This is a genomic window from Zunongwangia endophytica, from assembly GCF_030409505.1.
Lineage (GTDB): Bacteria > Bacteroidota > Bacteroidia > Flavobacteriales > Flavobacteriaceae > Zunongwangia > Zunongwangia endophytica.
This window is the reverse complement of the sequence record NZ_JAUFPZ010000002.1, coordinates 2,575,779-2,598,066: the sequence shown is the minus strand read 5'-3', so window position 1 is coordinate 2,598,066 and position 22,288 is coordinate 2,575,779. Positions and strand designations below refer to the sequence as shown.

21 protein-coding genes are annotated in these 22,288 nt (G+C 35.2%); 7 read left to right on the top strand and 14 right to left on the bottom strand.

What is annotated here, in order from left to right:
• Positions 1-244: 244 nt before the first annotated feature.
• From QWY91_RS11270 to QWY91_RS11255, 4 genes are all read left to right on the top strand, one after another.
• Positions 245-1,639, top strand: coding sequence for an arginine decarboxylase (locus QWY91_RS11270; RefSeq protein WP_290235055.1), 1,395 nt, complete (start codon positions 245-247; stop codon positions 1,637-1,639).
• Between the two features lie 66 nt (positions 1,640-1,705).
• Positions 1,706-2,581: an agmatinase gene (speB, locus tag QWY91_RS11265; RefSeq protein WP_290235054.1), complete on the top strand. Its 876-nt coding sequence runs from the start codon at positions 1,706-1,708 to the stop codon at positions 2,579-2,581.
• Positions 2,574-3,545 carry a deoxyhypusine synthase family protein gene (locus tag QWY91_RS11260; protein ID WP_290235051.1) on the top strand — a complete coding sequence of 324 codons (972 nt, stop codon included), beginning with the start codon at positions 2,574-2,576 and terminating at the stop codon, positions 3,543-3,545. Before speB ends, QWY91_RS11260 begins: the two co-directional genes overlap by 8 nt.
• Before the next feature lie 110 nt (positions 3,546-3,655).
• Positions 3,656-4,291, top strand: coding sequence for a lipid-A-disaccharide synthase N-terminal domain-containing protein (locus QWY91_RS11255; RefSeq protein WP_290235047.1), 636 nt, complete (start codon positions 3,656-3,658; stop codon positions 4,289-4,291).
• Here the strand turns inward: QWY91_RS11255 and QWY91_RS11250 are convergent.
• Complete coding sequence (locus QWY91_RS11250; RefSeq protein ID WP_290235044.1) at positions 4,268-5,659, bottom strand: MptA/MptB family glycosyltransferase; 1,392 nt, start codon at positions 5,657-5,659, stop codon at positions 4,268-4,270. The genes QWY91_RS11255 and QWY91_RS11250 overlap by 24 nt on opposite strands.
• Before the next feature lie 217 nt (positions 5,660-5,876).
• Between QWY91_RS11250 and QWY91_RS11245 the strand changes: the two genes are divergently transcribed.
• The gene (locus QWY91_RS11245; RefSeq protein WP_290235042.1) at positions 5,877-6,860 is read left to right on the top strand and encodes a lipid A deacylase LpxR family protein; all 984 of its coding nucleotides are present in this window, start codon (positions 5,877-5,879) and stop codon (positions 6,858-6,860) included.
• Positions 6,861-6,922: 62 nt separating this feature from the next.
• On the opposite strand, the gene QWY91_RS11240 is transcribed toward QWY91_RS11245, so the two are convergent.
• The 4 genes from QWY91_RS11240 to QWY91_RS11225 are packed head-to-tail and all read right to left on the bottom strand — an operon-like array spanning position 6,923 to position 12,004.
• On the bottom strand, positions 6,923-8,395 hold the full coding sequence (locus tag QWY91_RS11240; protein ID WP_290235039.1) for a cellulose synthase family protein: 1,473 nt from the start codon (positions 8,393-8,395) through the stop codon (positions 6,923-6,925).
• Position 8,396: 1 nt separating this feature from the next.
• The gene (locus QWY91_RS11235; protein ID WP_290235037.1) at positions 8,397-9,095 is read right to left on the bottom strand and encodes a glycosyltransferase family 2 protein; all 699 of its coding nucleotides are present in this window, start codon (positions 9,093-9,095) and stop codon (positions 8,397-8,399) included.
• Between the two features lie 38 nt (positions 9,096-9,133).
• Entirely contained in the window at positions 9,134-10,714 is a 1,581-nt protein-coding gene (locus tag QWY91_RS11230; protein WP_290235033.1) for a 4Fe-4S binding protein, read from the bottom strand.
• Between the two features lie 3 nt (positions 10,715-10,717).
• On the bottom strand, positions 10,718-12,004 hold the full coding sequence (locus QWY91_RS11225) for an NAD(P)/FAD-dependent oxidoreductase (protein ID WP_290235031.1): 1,287 nt from the start codon (positions 12,002-12,004) through the stop codon (positions 10,718-10,720).
• 201 nt (positions 12,005-12,205) lie between these two features.
• Between QWY91_RS11225 and QWY91_RS11220 the strand changes: the two genes are divergently transcribed.
• On the top strand, positions 12,206-13,249 hold the full coding sequence (locus tag QWY91_RS11220; protein ID WP_290235029.1) for a glycoside hydrolase family 113: 1,044 nt from the start codon (positions 12,206-12,208) through the stop codon (positions 13,247-13,249).
• On the opposite strand, the gene QWY91_RS11215 is transcribed toward QWY91_RS11220, so the two are convergent.
• The 7 genes from QWY91_RS11215 to QWY91_RS11185 form a co-directional block, all read right to left on the bottom strand.
• Positions 13,233-14,024: a TIGR04283 family arsenosugar biosynthesis glycosyltransferase gene (locus QWY91_RS11215; RefSeq protein WP_290235026.1), complete on the bottom strand. Its 792-nt coding sequence runs from the start codon at positions 14,022-14,024 to the stop codon at positions 13,233-13,235. The genes QWY91_RS11220 and QWY91_RS11215 overlap by 17 nt on opposite strands.
• A 2-nt stretch (positions 14,025-14,026) precedes the next feature.
• The gene (locus QWY91_RS11210) at positions 14,027-14,833 is read right to left on the bottom strand and encodes a DUF547 domain-containing protein (protein WP_290235024.1); all 807 of its coding nucleotides are present in this window, start codon (positions 14,831-14,833) and stop codon (positions 14,027-14,029) included.
• A 26-nt stretch (positions 14,834-14,859) separates the two neighbouring features.
• Positions 14,860-15,831 (bottom strand): arsenosugar biosynthesis arsenite methyltransferase ArsM, encoded by a 972-nt coding sequence (arsM, locus tag QWY91_RS11205; RefSeq protein ID WP_290235021.1) that lies wholly within the window; start codon positions 15,829-15,831, stop codon positions 14,860-14,862.
• A 3-nt stretch (positions 15,832-15,834) separates the two neighbouring features.
• Complete coding sequence (locus QWY91_RS11200; RefSeq protein ID WP_290237090.1) at positions 15,835-16,647, bottom strand: purine-nucleoside phosphorylase; 813 nt, start codon at positions 16,645-16,647, stop codon at positions 15,835-15,837.
• Between the two features lie 2 nt (positions 16,648-16,649).
• Positions 16,650-17,270, bottom strand: a complete 621-nt coding sequence (locus tag QWY91_RS11195) for a TIGR04282 family arsenosugar biosynthesis glycosyltransferase (RefSeq protein ID WP_290235019.1) — start codon at positions 17,268-17,270, stop codon at positions 16,650-16,652.
• 163 nt (positions 17,271-17,433) lie between these two features.
• On the bottom strand, positions 17,434-18,489 hold the full coding sequence (gene arsS / locus QWY91_RS11190) for an arsenosugar biosynthesis radical SAM (seleno)protein ArsS (RefSeq protein WP_290235017.1): 1,056 nt from the start codon (positions 18,487-18,489) through the stop codon (positions 17,434-17,436).
• 52 nt (positions 18,490-18,541) lie between these two features.
• Complete coding sequence (locus QWY91_RS11185; RefSeq protein WP_290235015.1) at positions 18,542-18,877, bottom strand: arsenosugar biosynthesis-associated peroxidase-like protein; 336 nt, start codon at positions 18,875-18,877, stop codon at positions 18,542-18,544.
• 501 nt (positions 18,878-19,378) lie between these two features.
• Here QWY91_RS11185 and QWY91_RS11180 point away from each other — a divergent pair.
• Entirely contained in the window at positions 19,379-20,404 is a 1,026-nt protein-coding gene (locus QWY91_RS11180) for a helix-turn-helix domain-containing protein (RefSeq protein ID WP_290235012.1), read from the top strand.
• Here the strand turns inward: QWY91_RS11180 and QWY91_RS11175 are convergent.
• Together QWY91_RS11175 and QWY91_RS11170 are read right to left on the bottom strand one after the other, a co-directional pair.
• A complete protein-coding gene (locus QWY91_RS11175) occupies positions 20,401-21,117 on the bottom strand; it encodes a LytR/AlgR family response regulator transcription factor (protein ID WP_290235011.1) in 717 nt (238 codons plus the stop codon). The two genes, QWY91_RS11180 and QWY91_RS11175, sit on opposite strands and share 4 nt — an antisense overlap.
• The gene (locus QWY91_RS11170; protein WP_353958648.1) at positions 21,114-21,917 is read right to left on the bottom strand and encodes a sensor histidine kinase; all 804 of its coding nucleotides are present in this window, start codon (positions 21,915-21,917) and stop codon (positions 21,114-21,116) included. The genes QWY91_RS11175 and QWY91_RS11170 overlap by 4 nt, the downstream gene beginning before the upstream one ends.
• Positions 21,918-22,288 lie beyond the last annotated feature (371 nt).

Sequence of the window (22,288 nt, the reverse complement as noted above, 5' to 3'; positions counted from 1 at the left end):
ATATTTTACCAAACACAGTTATAATTGATCTCTAATTATAGAAATTTTCTTTTAGTGTTTTTAAATTGAAAAACATTTTTCTTTTCAGATTCCCTCCAGTTCAGGTGGAGCTTAGGTTTAGCCCAACTTCTAGACCTTGTAATTTTTATATTGATAATATTCTTAACAATATTTTATCAATCTGAATTTTCAGACTGATGAATTAATACCTAATTTTTATTTTTTAACCACTTATTTATATACATTGAATACCAAATACAGGGATTTAATCGATCAAACTTACTATTTTCCTCAAGAAGAATTTAAATTAGAAGGTAGTGAACTTCAATTTCATGATATAGATTTAATGGAGCTTGTAAAGCAATACGGAGCGCCATTAAAATTCACATATCTACCAAAAATTTCAGACAATATAAATCGCGCTAAAGGCTGGTTTAAGACCGCCATGCAAAATCTGGATTATAAGGGTTCTTATAATTATTGCTATTGCACAAAAAGTTCACATTTTGAATATGTGATGAACGAAGCGCTAAAGAATGATATTCATATTGAAACATCATCTGCTTTCGATATTAATATTGTTGAAAAATTGAAGGCTTCTGGAAAACTTAAAGACGATGCTTACGTAATTTGTAATGGCTTTAAACGCGATCAATATGTGGCGAATATTGGTAGATTAATTAATAACGGACACAAAAACTGTATCCCGATTATTGATAATTATGAAGAATTAAGTCTACTTGAAGATCGTATTAACGAAGATTTTGAGGTAGGAATTAGAATTGCTTCAGAAGAAGAACCAAAATTCGAATTTTATACTTCAAGATTAGGAATAGGTTACAAGAATATTGTTCCGTTTTATAATCAGTCTATAAAAGATAACGATAAGGTGAACCTAAAAATGCTTCACTTTTTTATCAATACTGGTATTCGTGATACGGCATATTATTGGAACGAACTCAACAAATGTCTTAAGGTGTATATTAATCTTAAGCGTATTTGTCCAACTTTAGATAGTTTGAATATTGGTGGAGGATTCCCTATCAAAAATTCACTTCATTTTGAATATGACTATCAATATATGGTTGAAGAAATTATCAACCAGATCAAGCAATCTTGTGAAGAAGCAGGTGTTGATGTTCCAAATATTTTTACCGAATTTGGAAGTTTCACAGTAGGTGAAAGCGGTGGTGCTATCTATGAGATTTTGTACCAAAAGCAACAAAATGATCGTGAAAAGTGGAATATGATAAATTCATCTTTCATAACTACTTTACCAGATACCTGGGCAATTAGTAAAAAATTCGTGATGCTGGCAATTAATCGCTGGAATGATGAATACGAGCGCGTGCTGCTAGGTGGATTAACCTGTGATAGTGATGATTATTACAATAGTGAGCAGCATACCAACGCTATTTATCTTCCGAAGTTTAAAAAGGAGAAGCCTTTATATATTGGATTCTTTAATACCGGAGCGTATCAACAAACTATTGGAGGATTTGGCGGATTGCAGCATTGTCTAATTCCGCAACCCAAACATTTGCTGATAGATAAAGATGAAAATGGTAAAATCACTACTAAAATATTCAAAGAACAACAAAAAGCAGAAGATATGCTGGATATTTTAGGATACCAGTAATTATAATGATTAAAATATTTATCTTTAAATATTTCAACTATTTCTTATTAAACCAATTAGATTAAAATGAGTAAAAAGAATTATGCCGGGATACCCGATAAATATGCCCGAATCGATGAGGCTAAAGTGGTATTAATTCCTGTTCCTTATGATGGGACAAGTACCTGGCAAAAAGGCGCAGACAAAGGACCAGATGCATTTTTAGAAGCTTCAGAAAACATGGAGCTTTATGATATAGAAACAAGATCTGAGGTTTACAAAAAAGGAATTTATTTAGCACCTGCGGTAAGTGAAGATGCTTCACCAGAGAAAATGGTAGAAGCGGTTTATAAAACCACTAAAAACTATATCGCTCAGGATAAATTTGTAACCCTTTTTGGAGGTGAACACAGTATTTCTATTGGTAGCATTAAAGCATTTAATGAAAGCTTTGCAGATTTAACTGTAGTGCAGCTAGATGCTCATGCCGATCTTAGAGCAGAATATGAAGGTTCTAAAAACAATCATGCTTGTGCAATGCACGAAGCAAGTAAAAATACAAACCTAGTGCAGGTGGGTATTCGTTCTATGGATATTTCAGAAACTGATCATATGGACGAGAATCAAGTGTATTTTGGTCACGATTTGCACGAGGACTGGATGGACGATGCTATTGGACAAATGACGCCAAATGTTTTTATAACTATAGATTTGGATGCATTTGATCCTTCAATTTTACCATCTACGGGAACACCAGAGCCAGGTGGGCTATTTTGGTATGAGACTCTAGAGTTTTTAAAACTAATGTTCAAAAAGAAAAACGTAGTCGGTTTTGATATTGTAGAGCTTTGCCCAAATAAGAACGAAAAATCTTCAGACTTTTTAGCAGCGAAACTCTATTATAAAATGCTTAGCTACAAATTTAAATATCAAGATTCTAACGACGAAGACGAAGATGAATAAAGGAGCGATTTCGCAATTTATAGAAAAATATTATTTACATTTTAATGCAGCAGCGCTTGTCGATGCGGCTAAAGATTACGAGAAACAACTAGAAAAAGGCAATAAAATGCTTGTTTCTCTTGCCGGTGCGATGAGTACGGCAGAATTAGGTAAAATTTTCGCTGAAATGATTCGGCAGGATAAGGTTCAAATCGTTTCTTGTACCGGTGCAAATTTAGAAGAAGATGTGATGAATCTTGTAGCGCACTCGCATTATAAGCGTGTGCCGAATTATCGAGATCTTACGCCAAAAGAAGAGTGGGAACTTTTAGAAGGTGGTTTAAACCGAGTTACCGATACCTGTATTCCCGAAGAAGAAGCTTTTAGAAGAATTCAGGAGCATATTTTCAAAATCTGGAAAGATGCAGACGATAAAGGAGAACGCTATCTTCCACACGAATATTTGTATAAACTATTACTTTCCGGAGTTTTAGAAGAATATTACGAGATAGATCTAAAGGATTCTTGGATGTACGCTGCGGCAGAAAAGAACTTACCGATTATCGTTCCTGGGTGGGAAGATAGTACATTGGGTAATATTTTCGCTTCTTACGTAATTAAAGGAGAATTGAAAGCAAGCACTATGAAATCTGGAATTGAGTATATGACATTCCTTGCAGATTGGTATACTGAAAATGCGAATACCGGAATAGGTTTCTTCCAAATTGGTGGAGGTATTGCAGGAGATTTCCCAATTTGTGTAGTGCCAATGCTCTATCAGGATTTAGAAAGAACCGACACCCCATTTTGGAGCTATTTCTGTCAAATTTCAGATTCAACTACAAGTTATGGATCATATTCAGGAGCTGTTCCAAACGAGAAAATTACCTGGGGTAAATTAGATATCGATACTCCTAAACATATTATTGAAAGTGATGCAACAATCGTGGCGCCACTAATATTTGCTTATCTATTAGATATGTAGTTTTGTTTAACTTTACAGTCTAAAAGTATTAACAAAGATTTACAATGCAGTAAAGCTGTCCTCTAGTCAAATTTGGCGTATTTTGGACAGCTTTTTTAATTTTCTGGTGTATGAATATGTGGATAGTGTACGGGATTGGTTTTTTGGCGCAATTATGTTTTTCTGCTCGATTAGTAAATCAATGGTTCTTATCAGAGAAAAAGAATAAAGTTCAGACCCCAACACTTTTCTGGCAACTTAGTTTATTAGGAGCAATTCTCTTTTTCGTTTACGGTTACCTACGTAAGGATTTATCGATAATGATCGGTCAGGCACTTATCTACTACATTTATTTTCGGAATTTGCAATTGCAAGGTCAATGGAAAACCTCAAATATTTTTTTCAAAATTGCTGTAATTCTATCACCAATTCTTATTGCGGCTTATCTTGTTTTCTTTAGTGATTTAGATTGGTCAAGGCTTTTTACAGGAGATAATATTGCAATTTGGTTAGTGATTTTAGGAACTGTAGGGCAAATGGTTTATACCGGTAGGTTTGTTTATCAGTGGATTTATTCTGAAAGGCACGATGAAAGTAGCCTACCTTGGGGATTTTGGGTGATGAGTTTAACCGGCTCTGCCATCATTTTCACTTATGCATGTTTTAGAACCGACCCTGTGTTATTATCGGCTCACTTTTTTGGAGCAGTAGTGTATATTCGGAATCTATTTTTAATTCGAAAATCAAGAAAGAAGGCTAAATCGTAATTGCTTCGGAAAGTAAATTTCAGCTAAAAGGAATCCGATAACTACCAAATATTCGATAGCCACTAGCCATAAATTTTCCTGAAATGTTGGATTTGCGTAGGCGCTATAACTCAGTATTGCCATAAACGACCAAACAATCGGAAATCGATATTTGGTAAAAACTGAAAGCAACAGCGGAGTTACAATATACCAGGGATGCACGGTTGTCGAAAGCAAAAAATAAGCGCAAATCGTAAAAAGGAAACTCAAAATTAGCGATTTTAAGCTCTTGTTTTTGCTGAATACGCTAAGACCTAGAATAATCAGTAAAGTGATCATAGGAAGTATCTTTCCGGCATCAGCAATAATATTATAACCTTTCACCTGAAATCCAATCCACCGAATGATATAATAAATACTAGCATTAAATTCGAATTTCTGAAACCAAAGTCCGACGCTTTCAGAAAAGTTGCTCAAAAAAGCCGAATTATAGAATGGAAGAAAGCTCAAAATGACCGTTAGCAATACAACAGCATAAAAGCCAAGGAGTTTTGTCCAGTTTACTGATTTCAGATCAGCTATAATTATTGAAATTGGAGCTGTCAAACCTCGATTTTGGATAATTTCTGAAGGATTTTTTTTACTGCTGAAAAACTTCAGGAAAAGCGGTAAGAACATTAACGGAAGTAATTTTACCGAAACCGAAATCCCTAAAACAAAGGCTGCAAATATCCATTTTTGCTTTTGCAATAGATAGAAAGTAAGAATGATAAAAAATCCCATAACGCTTTCAAAATGTAGATTTCCGAAGCATTCAATAATTACAAAAGGATTCAAAATAAACCAGAAAATCTGATGTTCCGGTAAGTTCAGCGATTTCAATAGTTTTCTTCCGTACAACAAAATTCCGAAGTCCGCTAACAAAATAAACAGCCTAAAAATTACTACGGAAGAAAAAATGTTTTGTTCTGAAAGCCATCCTGAAATGGCAAATATGAATTGATTTACCGGCGGATAATTCGTGAAATTTGAAGCGCTCAACGATCCCATTCCACTTACGAGTTCCTTTGCCTGAGAAATACTTCCAAAATGCGCATTTTCCATCAACAGATCTGGAGTCGACAAATATGGATTAATGCCATTAGCTAAAATTCGCCCATCCCAGATAAAGCGATAGAAATCTTGTGAGAGAGTAGGCAATGCGAATATAAAGATCACTCTAAAGGTTAAAGCTGCGCCCGCTAAAAGCCAAAATCGTGTTTTTAAAAGCTGAATCAGTTTAAAACTGAGAAAGAAAAGTGCAACGTAAAGCGTAAATAATTTCGGAAAGTCAGATCGATCTAAATCGTAAGCAAAACTCCAATACAAAGCAATTGTCGAAAAAAACAAAAGCAGCGGAATTTTATAGAATTTCAGAAATTGAAGCAAGCTTAATGCGATTTAATCATATACTTTTCGAAAGTAAACATAAATATTAGACAAATAATCGACCGAATGAACAGAAATAAAGATTTATATCAAACCTATTTATGGTATTCTAGAGGATAAAAGAAAAATAATTTTATTTTTATCTTTTCCGAAGTATAACTCTTTTGTTCTCAAAATCTTGAAAAAAAAATCTTGCAATTTCAGCTTTATTACTTTAATAAATTTATTTTTCACAAGCTTCTCACTATTTAGTTATGGACAAGAAATTAACTCAACTAATATAGTTCACGATTTTGAAGGAGATCGTTATTTCAGACTCAATTATGATAATGATTTCTTTATGTACTCGGATGATGATTACACTCAGGGTTTGAATTTCGAATTATTTCATCCAGTTTTCAGAAAAAACCCAATAAACTTTCTTTTTTTCAAAAGTAAAGGTGCCGATTTTAAATATGGACTTGCTATAGAGCATTCTGCATTTACGCCAGATGTCATAAGCGACGTGGATATCAGATATACTGATCGGCCTTACGCTTCAGCATTAACTTTAAAAATGATGAGCGTTAGTGATCACCTTGATAAGGGATTCAGGATGAAATCTTCTTTTTGGCTGGGTATTATTGGGCCATCATCTTTGGGCGGAGCCGGGCAAACTTGGATTCATGAGGCTACCGGGAATTGGAAGCCTAGAGGATGGGATAATCAAATCGAAGATGATGTAATACTAAATTATAATCTAGGCTTCGAAACGTTGCTTCTAGATTTAAGTAATTATTTTTCCTTATATGGTGAGTCGAAGGCACGATTGGGGACGATGTTCACAGATTTAAATCTAGGGGCAAGCGCAACTCTAGGACTCGTGAACTCGCCTTTAAGAACATCCAATAGAAGTAGTAAATTTCAGGTTTATCTATTTGCTAGAGGAATAACTAATTTTGTTGGATACAATGCTCTATTACAAGGAGGAGTTTTTAGTCGTAGCAGCCCTTATACTATTCCCTCTACCAAAATAGAGCGTTTTACTGGGCAATATTATTACGGTTTAGTTATTAAATCTGGTTTTTTCTACTTAGAGTATTACCAAACCTCAATGACGCGTGAATTTGAATATGGTGATCCTGAAGATTGGGGCGGTTTAAAAATTGGAGTACGGATTTAAAACAACTATAAATATGATCTCTATCCTAACAGCGAAGCGATCTCAATTCTAACTACTAAAATTTAACCTTTAGAAAAAATACTCTTAAAAGCCACAAAACCAAATCCGCCGAAAAGCATTAGATGAAAAATTATGATTCCGAAGTCATTCAGTTTAAAAGCACTATAAAGCGCAAATGCAAAGTAGAAGCAAAGCACAGCTTCGATAAGAATAGTTCCTGAAAATTTATTCGATAAGTATTTATTGCCTTTCCAGGAATCTTTAAGGTTGTTCACGTTGAATTTTGGCGTTCGTATAAATTCAGATCGTTTGCCAAAATGTCCTTCTAAAACCGCTAGAGAATTATGCACCGAAAATCCCATTGCCACCGCAAAAAAAGTGATGAACATTCCAATAAAACCGAAGAAAGATTTTGCTCCTTTTCCATGGATTTTGGCGTAGGGAACATAGTAACAGCAAAAGAAGATAATGGTGCTAATTCCGAATCCAGCGAGTACATTAAAATACCAGCTAAAAGCAGGATTGTTATTCTTAATATATAATACCGGGACGCTTAAAACACCCAACAATAACACGATTAAAAACATGCTGGAATTTAATAAATGGAAAAAACCATGAAATTTGGTTCCAAAAGAAACACTAGGATCTTTAACTAATCTTAGGTAATTTTTTTTGAAATTTTCAGCAGCACCTTTATTCCAACGAAATTGTTGCGAGCGCGCTGCACTAATAGCCACGGGAAGTTCTGCCGGAGTTTCCACATCTTCCAGATATTTGAATTTCCATTTTTTAAGTTGCGCACGATAACTTAAATCTAAATCTTCGGTAAGTGTATCGCCACTCCAATTACCGGCATCTAGAATGCACTCTTTGCGCCAAATCCCTGCGGTACCATTAAAATTGATAAAATGCCGACCAAAATTTCTGCCGGTTTGTTCCAAAATAAAATGAAAATCTAAGGCAAAAGCCTGTATTTTAGTCAGTAGTGAATAATCTCGATTTAGATGCGCCCAACGCGTTTGCACCACGCCAATTTCAGGATTTTTAAAATAGGGAACGGTCTTTTTTAGCCAATCTGAGTTTGGCATAAAATCCGAATCAAAAATGGCAATAAACTCACCTTTGGCGATTTTTAATCCTTCTTTTAAAGCACCGGCTTTAAATCCGCTTCGGTTTTCACGTTTGATGTGTTGAATGTCAATTCCACTTTTCCGAATCTCTTCAATTACTTCAGTAGTTGTTAGAATTGATTCGTCGGTAGAATCATCCAAAACCTGAATTTCAAGTTTGTCTTTAGGATAATCGATTTTAGCAATATTCCGCAGTAATCGTTCTACGACATACATCTCGTTGTATAGCGGCAGCTGAATCGTAATTACAGGTATTTCAGCAGGATTTTTTAGATCGAATTTTTCAGCAGTATCCACACTTTTTTTCGCCTTTAGGTAATTCAGTAATAATTGCAGTTCTGAAATACTGTAAAAGAAAATAACCAGCAAAGCCAGCGTGTATAGTATGATAATCGCTAAATCCAATCTATTTAAAACTATATTTAAATATCCAACCTAAAATCTTTACGCCTGCAAAGATAGCGCCTTTTAGCGTTCCAGAAACTTTAGAGACACCAATCCTGTTTTTGTAATGCACAGGTATTTCTATATACGAAAAATTTTGTTTTATGGCTTTAAGTTGCATTTCTACCGTCCAGCCGTAGGTTTTATCCTGCATGTTTAGCTGCAGTAGCTTTTGGTATTTTATAGCTCTAAAAGGACCAAGATCGGTAAATTTTGCACCAAAAAATAAACGCATTAAAGTAGTTGCAAGCCAATTCCCGAAGATCTGAGGAAACGTCATCGAGCCATCTTCTCGCCATTTTTTAACGCGTGCACCAATCACCATGTCGATGTTTTGTTGCTGAATAGGGGCAATAATTTTGGTTAATTCAGAAGGATAATCGCTATAGTCGCCATCCAGAAATACAATGATGTCTGGGTTGTGATTTTGATTAGCGATATGTTCCATGCCTTTTAAACAAGCATAGCCATACCCTTTTCTGTTTTCCTTAAGAACTGTTGCGCCGGCAGCTGAAGCATTTTTCTCGGTATCATCTGTCGAGTTATTACTTACCACGATAACTTCATCGACAAGATTAGGGATTTCAGCAATCACTTTTGCAACCGAATCTTCTTCGTTATACGCAGGGATAATAACTTTTATAAGGGCTTTTTTCTTCAACTATTTCTGAATTTAAATCGTAAAAGATTCGTCGAAAACTACGATTTTTGATTTAGAAGATCGATTAGATCTACATCATTACCTAGCAATACTTCTTCTTCATTAATTCTTCCTTTGGTGCTGCCATTTTCTAACTTAAGAACGCCACGAGGGCAAACATCAGAACAAATACCGCAACCAACACAACTAGATCGAACAATATTTTGTCCTTTTTGCGCATAAGCCCTTACATCGATTCCCATTTCGCAATAGGTAGAGCAATTCCCACAGCTTATACATTGGCCGCCGTTGGTTGTAATTCTGAATTTTGAAAATAGCTTTTGTTGCATTCCGAGAACTGCAGCCATTGGGCAACCATAACGGCACCAAACCCGGCTACCAAATATTGGATAAAAGCCAACGCCAATTACTCCGGAGAATGCTGCACCAATCAAGAAACCATACCACTCGCGAAGTTTGTAGGCAGGGAAGAAAAAGATATTCCAGTTTCCGCTAAAATAATTAATACCGATAATCGATAATATGACCACTAAATATCCAATGGCTCCGTACTTCGCATCTTTTTGTATTTGATCACGTTTAAAAATCATGATTAGTGCAAAAAATAGGCTTAAGAATCCCGCGCTTCCCCAAAGAAAAACATCTTTAGTTAACCAAAATCGATCGGAATTTTCACCTAAATACGAATAGACTACCGCAATTGTCATTACAGTAACAAAAACTAAAACGCTATGAATTACCCAACGTTCAATTTTCCAGGCTTTTTGAGATTTATTCGAAAGTTGTCGGAAAGGATCTCCGGCAGTTTCAGCCAGACCGCCACAACCGCAAACCCAGCTGCAATACCAGCGTTTTCCGTATTTGTAAGTAAGAATAGGAGTGATAACGAAGATGGAAACAATACCCAAAATTAGCATTGCAACGCCTAAATTTCCGCCAGATATAAACGATTCTAAGCGATAACCAGCGAAAAGATCGTAATTAAGCGGCCAGATTGTTGTTGGCGCAAAATAAGGTTTGTTTAGTCGAGCGAGAATTTCAGGAATTAAGAAAGCAAAGCCAAGCTGAAAAAACATCACCGAACAGGTTCGAATAATCTCGTAGCGATTGTGTCGATATTTCAGAATAAATTTAAATCCAAAAATCCAGATAGCTAGAGTGTACAAGGTTCCGTAGACAAACCATTCGCTAGCCGGGCCGCCATTTATAATTTTACTTAGCGGATCGAATAAACCGATAACTCCGCTATTACTGCCTTCACTATTCAATCCTAAATATTGTGGAAACCAATATAAAGCCACGTAAAACAGCGTAAGGCTAATCCCAAGAATCCAGGCCCAGAAGCCTTTTCCGCTTAAAGATTTAAACCAGACACCATTATTTTTTATTCCGGCCGGTTTTCCCCAATATCCATCAACCGAGAAAATTACCGTTCCCAGCGTTATCATTCCTAAAGAAAGACTTAGGAATAGATTTTTGTTAGGGAAGTTAATATTTGCGATGGCGAGCACCAAAATTAGCAAACCAACTAATCCAATAGCACTTCCTGTTTTTTGAATCGTGGAAATACTTTTTGGAGCATCTCCGGTAATAGACATATTATGTTCGATCTTGCTCATCGTTTAGGCGTTTTGGAGATTATTTTTAAAACTTAAAAAGATTGCGGCCTCATGTTTCGTATAAAATTCAGGGTCAAAATTAGCCAGTTTTAAATTCACTAAGACGTAACTGATTTCTCGTTTTTCGTTTAACCAGCGATCTATAACTTCATGTCGCATTCGGATTCCGAAGGTGTTTATTCCTAAAAAAAGATTCGTTTTTTTATCGAAACTTATCGTGATCGCCTTCGTTCCATTTTCGTGCTGCCAATGGAAATGTTGCTCATTTTCTCTTGGTTTTGGCCAAACCCAACCGTAGGTTTGATATTCGATATCAAAAAATTTAGCCGAATTAAACCAATTTCCGGGATTATAGGTTGATTTTTCTCCGGTTAAGCTAAGTGCTAAAGTTTCGCCCATCATTCGACCGGTATACCAAACGGCTTCAACAGGCTTTCGGTGACCAATAGCTTCTTCCTGTTCTGCGCAATCGCCAATAGCATACACATCGGGAATGTTTGTTTCCAGATATCGATTGACTAAAATTCCTTTATGAATTGCCAAATCTGTATTTTTTAGAAAATCTACATTTGGCCGAACACCTGCACATAAACCCACCAATTGGCAATCGATTTGTTCTCCGGTTTTAGTAACAATAGCTTTTACTTTTCCGTTTTCGTCGGGAATAATTTTATCGAGTTCGGTTTCCTCACGCAAATCAACTTCATGAGATTTTATATGTTCAGCAATCATTTTAGCATCTTCAAATGGCAAAACCGAGTGCCAAAATGCTTTTTCACGAACCAAAAATGTAACTTCAATATTTCGAGTGCGAAGCATTTCAGCAAGTTCCACACCTATAAGTCCGCCACCAATAATTACCGCTTTTTTACAGGTTTTAGTGTTTTCTTCTAATAACTCTAAATCCTGTTTAGAAACCAGTCCCTGTACACCTTTTAAATCTTCACCTTCCCAACCAAATTTATTTGGGATAGAGCCTGTTGCTAACACAAGTTTATCGTAATTCAGCTCCTCTCCATTTTTAAAATGAAGCGTTTTTTGCTGAAAATCGATTTGATCAACCCAACCCGTTTTAAGATTAATTCGGTTTTTCTCCCAGAACCCATCTTCATATGGTTTAAGGTGATCCCACTTCATGTGGCCCATGTACACATACATTAATGCTGTACGTGAAAAGAAATGTTCACTTTCCGAAGAAATAATTGTGATCTTTTTGTTCGATCTTTTACGAATATGTCGTGCGGTAGTAATTCCAGAAATTCCGTTACCAATAATAACGATATGCTCCATGGTTTTTACAGCTGTGGTGTTAGTGAAAGTTTCTAAAATTTGTGATGTTGCTAAAATTTAGTCGCAAGTAAAGAATTAACTTAACTTCGAAAGAAAGAAAAGCAGTTAAAAAAAGAAAAATCTTAATTTTAAGGATGCAAGCTTTTCAAAATAAAACAGGTACCATTCCAATTATGATAAGATAGACAAACCAGGTATTCTATGAAAATTAATTTTCTGTACTGTTTCTTTTTTTGCTGCATGGTTTGCCTGAGCTGCCAGCCCGATTATCCCGAACAAAAATATAACGGATTAAGTTTAGTGGCATCTCGAGATTCTTTAAAAAACGAGCATATTCTTCCGCTTAAAAATGTAAATGCTAATACTGTAGCTTTGATGCCGTTTGCTTTTCTTCAGGATTTAAAAAGTCCTCGGTTGCATTTTAATCATGAGCGGCAATGGTGGGGAGAACGAGTAGGCGGCGTGCAGCAAAGTATAAAGTTACTTCAGGAGAATGAACTAAAAATCATGTTGAAACCTCAAATTTGGATTTGGCACGGGGAGTTTACGGGCGATTTAAATATGTCTTCTGAAGCAAATTGGGAAAAGTTTGAAAATAACTATCTAGAATATATTTTGTTATATGCGGAACTGGCAGAAAAAGAACAAATTAAACTATTCTGCATAGGAACCGAGCTTTATAATTTTACTGAAAAAAGACCCGAATTTTGGCAAAGGATGATCGCTGAAGTACGAAAAGTTTATTCTGGAAAGATCACTTATGCTGAAAATTGGGATAAAGTTGACCAATTTGAACTATGGGATAAACTCGATTTTATTGGCGTAGATGCTTATTTTCCTGTAAGTGAAGAAGAAAATCCTACTGAAGACGAGCTCATCGAAGGTTGGAAATCGCACAAAAAAATGCTTCAGAAATTATCTTCGGAATATAAAAAGCAGGTGATATTTACCGAATATGGATATCGCAATGTTAATTTCGCAACGAAGGAGCCATGGAAAGCATCAACAGTTAGGCGTAATGATGAAGTTCCAAAAAACCTAAATGAAGAACTACAGGCAAACGCTTTACAGGTGATTTACGATGAATTTTGGACTGAAAATTGGTTTGCAGGTGGTTTTCTCTGGAAGTGGCATCATGATCATCCACGTGCCGGCGGACAACAAAACGATCGATTTACGCCTCAAAATAAAAAAGCCGAAGAAATTGTAAAACTGAACTACAAAAAATTCAGTTTGAAGAATTGACTTTAGACTGGTAATAACTGTAAAGCTGATCTGGTGAATCGCCCTTAAATTTCTTCCAGTAAATTTGACAAAAAAGCCATTGAGTTTGCCAAACGCCTAGTTTTTCGTATAACCTTGCTGAGGTCGTAACCCATTTTTTAATGACAGTAAATTCACCTTCATCGTATAGTTTTCCAATAAACTCGTTGTCCTCGTAAACGATATACTGTTCGTTGTAGCCACCGAGTTTGAAGAATAGATCCTTTAAAATAAAAAGCGATTGATCGCCACCACGACAGGAGCGATGATTTAGTCGGGTAAATTGCGCCATCAGTTTTAACCACCAATGATTTTTATCGAATTTCATTAAAAAGCAACCCGCTTTATTGCCATTTTTAATACAGCTAATAATGTGATAGTCGTAATGAAATGGTGGGTGACTATCGGCGTGTAGAAAATATAAAACTTCAGATGTTGCGATTTTGGCTCCGGCATTCATTTGTTTTGCCCGCCCTTTTTCAGAAGAAATAATTTTTACCTTATCGTAGTGTTTAGCAACTTCAATAGTGCGATCGTCGCTACCACCATCAACAACTATAATTTCATCTACAAATTCTTTATTGGCACCGCCAAAGTGTTTAATACTCCGAGGTTTGCTTCGAAATTTGAAATTCATTTCCGACCAATCCCTCATGGGCTTACCTTGAGGTTGTGTACTTGAATCTAATAAAAGATCTAGAAGCAATCCAATATTCTGCTCTTCATTAAAAACAGGAATAATGATGCTAATGTTCATTTTTACTGCTTATTCAGATTCCAGTTATAATCTTTGAAAGAAATATTATTCCAATTTTTCATTTTCACATTACTGTATTGGTTTATGTATTCCCCAAGAGTATTACCTTTTACTGTAAAATCACCGCTATACCAATCGAATATTCTGGAGAGTTGAGCAGATTCTTTTTTAATATTATTCTTATCTGAATTTATAAAAGATCGTGTTGCGTATTCTAACTGCTCGTTGATTGCGCTTGCGGTATACGCTTCATTTAAAAGTCGAGGGCAGGAAATAGATGCGCAGTTAATAGCAAAATGAATTCTTGGTTCTTTCATTCGTCTTAAAATGCTGTTTTCTATAGCTCCTAAAGAAATTTGCTTATTGCCCATGCTTACAAATTCTTTAGTCCATGCACCATCGATATTTTTGATACTTTTTACCGGGTAATTATCTAAAATTAGCCGAACAGTGTTCGCGTTATAAGTATTGATGTAATACGCTAATTGCTCCTGAATAGACCAACTGTTATCTGGTTTATTTTTGGAGAGCATCACGATATATTTGTCTAAGGCTTTTCGATCTTTCTTGAAACCTTCGTAATCTACCAGTCCTTTTTCATTCACATGTTTTTGTAGCAAATTATGCCAGCCAGAATGGTCAATATTAACTGAAGTATTGGATGAGGTCGAAATTAATTCGCCTTTTACATTAGAATGCGGTAATCCTTTACTGGAAAAACCAGCAGCCGAAAATAAAGCGCAGCCGCTCAAACCAATAAGGAAAATGGCCGTGATCAATATTCGTTTAAGCATATAAAGATTTCTCATGCTGCGCATACTTTAAGTTTGTTGGATTAACAGCAGCCTCCACCATCGTAATGAAAGGTAGATTCGCTAATATAAATATCATTTCTTCCTAGATCTTTTAAAGCTTTAGCTGTTTTGTCACAAACTGCTAAAGGTTGATTTTGAAGAAGAATATGGCCTTTTTGATCATCAAAATGATCGTTATCACCATAATAGATCGCAGCCTTACCTGTAAAAATACAAGGTCCATCTTCTGGCATTGGATCTTTAATGGCTGCTACTTCTATAGATTCGATAAAAACTAATTCTTCTGTAGGATAGTGTTTAGGATCTAGAATTCTATAGGGTTTTCTGGCTCTAATTTCAATGGTACCAAAACCAACATCGGTTAAGGCTTTTACGTATTCTTTAATTGGTAGACTACCGCTAAGACAAAGCGCTCTTAAACGTTCATCATTTCTAAGCTCATCATTCATCTGCTGCTCGCAAGTAGGATCACTCATTACCAATTTACCCTGCGGTTTTAAAACGCGATACATTTCTTCAATGGCTTTTTTAAGATCTTCAGTCTTAAAAATATTGAATAAACAGTTTTGTGCTGCTACATCAATAGTATTATCTTCTACCGGAAGATGTAAAGCATCGCCTTTTTTTAAATCCACAAAATCGGAGTTAAACCACGGATTTTGTTCTTCAGCAATTTTGAAGTTTTTTCTTGATGCTTCCAGCATTTCATCTACTGCATCGACACCAACAACTCCGTTTTGCTGTCTGGAAAAATAAGCAAACTGTAATAATTCCATTCCGCCGCCAACACCAACATAGAGAATTTTTGGATTTTTGGATAGATCTCGTGCATGCACTGTGCTACCACAGCCATAGTTCATCTCCTGCATAATCTTCGGGATTTTTAAACCCGGCAATTCCCAAATTGGATTGGTAGTGCAGCAAAGACCAACATCTGGCTTTAGCGCCGCATCTTTATAAACATTTTTTGTGGTTTCCAGATAGCTGCTCATTGCTTATAGTGTTTTTATAACTTCTCTAAAAAGAGTGATCATTTGCGGTTCGGCTTTTTCAGCCATAGCAATAATTTCTGAAATTTCTACCGGTTTTAAATTATCTGGATCACCTTCATCGGTGATTACAGAAACTGCGGAAACCGGGATATTAAGATGATTCGCTACGATAATTTCGGGTACAGTACTCATTCCTACCGCATCTGCTCCTGCTATTTTCAAAAATCGATATTCTGCACGGGTTTCTAATTGCGGACCTAAAACAGAAGCATAAACGCCTTTGTGCAATTTGATTCCGTGTTCTTTTGCAACATTCTCCATTGTGGCATTCATCTTAGCGTCGTAAGGTTGAGCCATATCTACAAAGCGTTCTCCTAAATGCTCTACGCCTTTAAAAGCTAATGGTGATCCTCCTTGGAAATTAAGGTGATCGTCGATAAGCATTAGTTCTCCTTTTTTGTAGTCTAAATTAATAGAACCTGCTGCATTAGAAACTAAAAGTTTGCTAATTCCTAAACGCTTCATTACGCGTACCGGGTAAGTTACATCTTGTAAAGTATAGCCTTCGTAAAGATGAAATCTTCCCTGCATTACCACTACTTTTTTACCTTCTAATGTTCCGTAGATCAATTTTCCTTTATGAAATTCTACCGTAGCGGTTGGAAAGTAAGGAATGTGATTATAGCTGGCTTCGTATTCTATTTCAATTTCGTCGATTAATTTCCCAAGTCCGGTTCCTAAAATAATTCCGATTTCGGGAGCTTCAAATCCTTTAGATTTGAGATAATCTGTGGATTCCTGAATTGCGTCTGTCATTTTCATTTTGTAAAAAATTGACTAAAAGCGGGATGATCTTTGATATCTGAATAGTAATCTACATCATTCCGCTCTTCCAGTAATTTATAATTTATGTTTGTTAAGTTTTCTTTGGTTTCTTTTAGCACCGTATCGGTTCCCCAGGTTTTATTTTCAAAAAGTTCTTCCCTAAGCTGTGTCATCCCAAGCAAATAATAACCACCATCTTCTGCGGGGCCAATGACAACCTGATTACTTTCTAAAGCTTCAAAAGCTTTTTCTAAGTCTTTGCTATCGATATCAAATAAATCGGAACCAATAATGGCGATTTTCTCGTATCCATCTTTAAATCCTTCAGCAAAAGCATTTTTAATTCGCTCTCCTAAGTCTGTACCGTATTGTTTTTTCTTCTGAAAAATTTCAGCATTCCAGAGGTCACTAGTTTTTATTTCTTCGGAATAATATACTCTTTTTTCCGCAGAAATAGGTTTTGTGATTTTTACGGTATGATCTAATAAAAATCGATAAATTTCTAATGCTGTTTGATCGCCAACATCTTTGGCAAGTCTGGTTTTTACCTTACCATATTCTGGATTACGAGTAAAAATTAGAAGTAAGTTTTTTGAAGTCGTTGTTTCTGCCAAAAAATCGCTGATTTTAAGTCTGAAGTTTGCTATTCTTCAGGTAATACGCATGCTTAGCAATATACTATGATATATCTAAAATGTATCTAATATTTTGTGAAATTTGGGAACTGGTTATTCGATAATCTCATTAAACGTCGATCTATTCTAACTCAAAATACAATTAGGTTGTAGAACCCTGGCAACTACTACCAGCACCTGCAGTACAACCATAGCAGTGCTGCGAAATGATAATATTTCTATCGTTCAAAATATCTTCGTTATACTCGCTGATGTGTTTTATTTTGGAGTCTACTTTTAGCTCTAGCATCTGATTGAAATCGCAATCATAAAGCCAACCATCCCAACTGATTGATATGGTGTTGGTACACATTACATTTTCTACAGCTGTAGGATTATAAGCGTCTACTAGAGAATACATGTAATCTTCGTAATTTTCTGAAGCAATTAGATATTCCAAAAATCTGCTAATTGGCAAATTTGTAATGGCAAAAAGGTTATTAAAATCGATATTGAAATCTTCTTTTAATGCTTTTTTGAAGTCCTTTTCCATCGCATCTTGATTGGTAGGTAAAAATGCACCGGCAGGATTATAAACTAAATCTAGCTTAAGTTCGCTATCTGGTTGCGCATAGCCAACAGCATTTAGCATTTGTAAAGCTTTAATAGATTTATCGAAAACACCACTACCACGTTGTTTATCGGTTTTTTCTCTTTTATAAAATGGTAAAGAGGAAATAACATGAACATTATGTTTTCTGAAAAAATCTGGAAGATCATGATATTTTTTATTCGCAAGAATAATGGTAAGATTAGATCTCACAATAACATCGTTGATCCCTGCTTTACACGCTTCTTCTACAAACCATCTAAAATTTGGATTCATCTCTGGCGCACCACCGGTAAGATCTAAAGTGTGTGCTCCTGTATTTTTTATTACATCCAGGCATTGGATCATCGTCTCTTTGGTCATGATCTCTTTACGATCTGGCCCAGCATCAACATGGCAGTGTGAACAAACCTGATTGCACATATAACCCAGATTCAGCTGAAGTATCTCGAGTTTCTTTGGTTTTAAGGGGAAATGTCCGGTTTTAGCAATTTTATCTTTAAAAGTTGGGAGTTCTCCCTCTTCAAACATTCCTTCACTCAAAATTTCCAGCTGACGATGTGGGCTGGATAAATCATCTTTCCTTCCTTTTAGGGATTTTAAAGACATAAAAATTGTTTTGCGATTTAAGTTGAAATAAATAGCGTAAGCAATTAATTCACTACATGCTTAGTTTATTATACTTATTCATCATTTGTACACCATGTACAAGAGTCGCGCCACTTTCTATTGCTGCTCCTGCATGTACGGCTTCCATCATTTCTTCTTTTGTTATTCCTCGTTGTAAGCCGTCTTTAGTGTAGGCATCGATACAATAAGGGCACTTTACTACATGCGAAACAGCCAAAGCGATTAAAGATTTCTCTCGTGCAGAGAGTGCTCCTTCCTCAAAAACTTTCCCATAGTAGTCAAAAAACTTTTCTCCAAGTTCTTCGCTCCAATCTGTAATTTCACCAAACTTTCTTAAATCTGCAGGATCGTAATAATTCTTAGCCATAATAGTTTTTTTGTAAAGATACAATTTCAATAATCCAAAGCTTATTTTTTTAAAACAGATATGTCGCTGGTTGATCTTTCCAAATGATAATTTGAAGATTTTGACAAATGCTAAGATTGAATGAGCACTATTCAGTTTGCTAATTTGAAGGGTTAGCTTACTCCGCTAAGTATAACTTAGTTAAAATTGAGTTAACGAAACTTCCTGGTAAATGTTAATCTTTGACTAAATTTAAGTACTTTAGAGCTATAAAATATCAAAGGAATTGCAATTTGCGCCATGTTTACTGAGCTTACGGCATGATTTAATATTGTTTTGATCGCCTATAAAAGGCTAACGTTTTACGTATTATTAATAACTGAAAGCAAATAAATTTAACATTTACGATGATTATTTCGCTTCAAATATTAATTTTATAGTTCGAACGTAGTAATGCGTTTGTTTAAAACTAATATAACCTACCAATAGCAATGGCTGCTTTATAACAGTGCTTCAAATTTTATGAGAATAGATGTCAAAACTTTACCCGTTAACGATATTATTAGAGATATTTCTAGTTGCTTTGGAGCTCCGGTTGAAAACGCTTCGGGAGAATTAAAGATAGAAATACCTGAGCATATAGGTGAAGGTTATATAAGGGGTTCCAGCTTTAATTCAGGCATCGGGATTATAACTTATAACTGTAAATTTTTAGAGGATATCGATATTCATTTTACATTAAATTCTATCCATCCTTTAAAATTTATCTTTTGTTCTCAGGGTAGCGTAGAGCATTGTTTTGAAAATTCAGATGAAAGCGTAACTATAGATAGCTTTCAAAATATCATAGTTTCGAGTAGTGGTTATAGAGGGCATGTGCTTAGCTTTAAAAAAGATGTGGCTGCCCATGTATCGAGTTTAGAAATTATACGTTCGGTATTTTCTAATCGGGATAATTATCAATTTCAGGGTATAGAACCTGAACTGAAAGAGATTTTTAAAGATCAGGTGTCTGAAAAAGAATTCTTCTATCAGGGTAATTATAGTTTAAAGTCGGCAGACTTAATGGATCAAATGGCAACTAAAGATTTTTCTGGATTTTTACGTTCCATCTTTATTGAAGGTAAAGCTTTCGAAATGTTGGTGGTGCAAATCGACCAATATCAGGATGATGAGACGGAAGATAAATTGCCTCAAATTCTTCGAAAATCGGATATTGAGAAAGTGAATTACGTAGCTCGAAGGATAGAGGGAGATCTTGCTATTAATCTTACGGTTGAAGCATTAGCCAAAGAAGCGGGAACCAATGTAAATAAACTTCAGGAAGGTTTTAAGTATGTTTACGATCTTACGGTGAATAAGTATATACAGCATCGAAAACTTGAAGCGGCAAAAGAAATGCTTATGACTTCAGAAAGAAATATTTCTGAAATCGTCGTTTCTATAGGACTTAATAACCGAAGTTATTTTTCTAAAATCTTCAAGGAAAAGTATGGGGTTAGTCCAAAATACTTCAGAAAATCGAGTTTGCGTCAGGATCAGGATTAATCCTGATCCCCTAAATCTAAAATAGCTTCCTTGGCTTCATTTAAATAACTACGGCCAATGGTGTAGCGACTTCCGGCAATTTCAATACTATTTCCTTCAATCGCTTCTACTTTAGCAATCGAGATAGTATAGGATCTGTGTATTCTAATAAATTGATCCTGCGGTAAGCTTTCAGTAAAACTACTAAGTGTTTGGTGTACAATATGCTTATCTGTAGCGGTAATAATCTTGATGTAATCTTTAAGACTCTCAATCACCAAAATATCGTTTAGATAGATTTTGTGCATTCGCTTTTTATCCACCTTAACGAAAAGATGTTCATTTTCTTTGGTGGTTTTAACGATGCTCTGGTTTTCGGTTTTAATTTTTATGGCCTTATTTACAGCTTTTAAAAATCTGGGAAACGGAATAGGTTTGATTAAAAAATCTAAAATTTCAAGTTCGTATCCTTTCACAGCATATTCAGAATGTGCCGTGGTAATAATAACATTGGGGATATTAGGTAAACTTTCAAGAAAACTATAACCATCCAGTAATGGCATATTTACATCTAAGAAAATTAAGTCGACCTCATGTTCCTGCAGATAATTCATACTTTCTACAGCATTGGTAAAGGTAGCCTGCAGGGTAAGCTCCTTAATCTGTTCTGTATAGTTTTTTATCACCTTTATCGCTAAAGGTTCATCATCTATTATGATACAGGAGAGATTCATTTTAGTTTTAGTTTTAATTGAATTGAAAAATGTCCGTTTTTTTCACCAATATCAAGTTTATATTCATCTTTAGTATAGCCCAGTTCTAATCGTTTTTTTACGTTTTTGATTCCTATTCCTCCGCTAGGTTTAAGTTGTTTTGGGAGCTTCTTTTTCCTTTTTTGAGAAACAGAATTGGCTACTTCAAAATAAAGGAAATCATCCTCTACTTTCAATATTATTTTTATAAAAACATTTCCGATATTTTCATTTACACCGTGTTTAAATGCATTTTCAACAAAAGGAATAAGGAGCATTGGAGATAATTCTTTTCCTAGAATTTCTCCAGAAATTTCCATTTCGACATTCAGGTTGTCTCCGTAGCGAATACGCTCCAGATCCAGATAATTCTGAATGCATAAAATCTCTTTTTCTAGGCTTTGCCTTTTATTTTTTGTTTCGTAAAGAAGATAGCGCATTAACTCAGAAAGTTTAAGGACGACCTCTGGAGCTTTTTGTGATTTTTCTAGTGTTAGCGCATAAATATTATTTAGCGTATTAAAGAAAAAATGAGGTGAAATTTGCGAACGCAGAAAGCGTAATTCAGTTTCTAGTTTAGATTGCTCGAGTTTAGCTGCTTTTTGGTTTGTTGAGATATAATCGATAGTAATTTTAATCGCTGTGAAAAAAGAAATCACATAAAATTCTCCCAACATCATTTGTATAATATAATTAGCAGTTAGGGAATGTGTTTCTGGTCCTTCTGGCCAAACATTGCTGCTAATTAAAAAGTAGGTCAGTTCAAATTTTATGATCACCATACAAAAAATGGCAAAAAAGAGTATGATCGAAAAGAGTATATAGCGTTTTTTATAAATAAAAGTAGGAATAAGAAAATAAACGCTGAAATAACACAGGAACATATGGATAGGAAAACCAAGAAGATTTCCTTTTAAAGATAGAATGTAATCCTGGTAAAAACTTCCCCAGCGCAACATGTTAAAAATAAAATAGATGCTCCAAAACAGCACATGGTGGATGGGCTTAATTCTATAATTGGAGAAACTAGAGAACTCAAATAAATTTTTTATGGATCTTTCGGCTTTCAATTATTTAAACTTTTCTTAACTATTTAGTTGTTTGTCTTTTCAGAAATGTCATTGGTCTAATAACTTTTTAATAGTTGATGAAT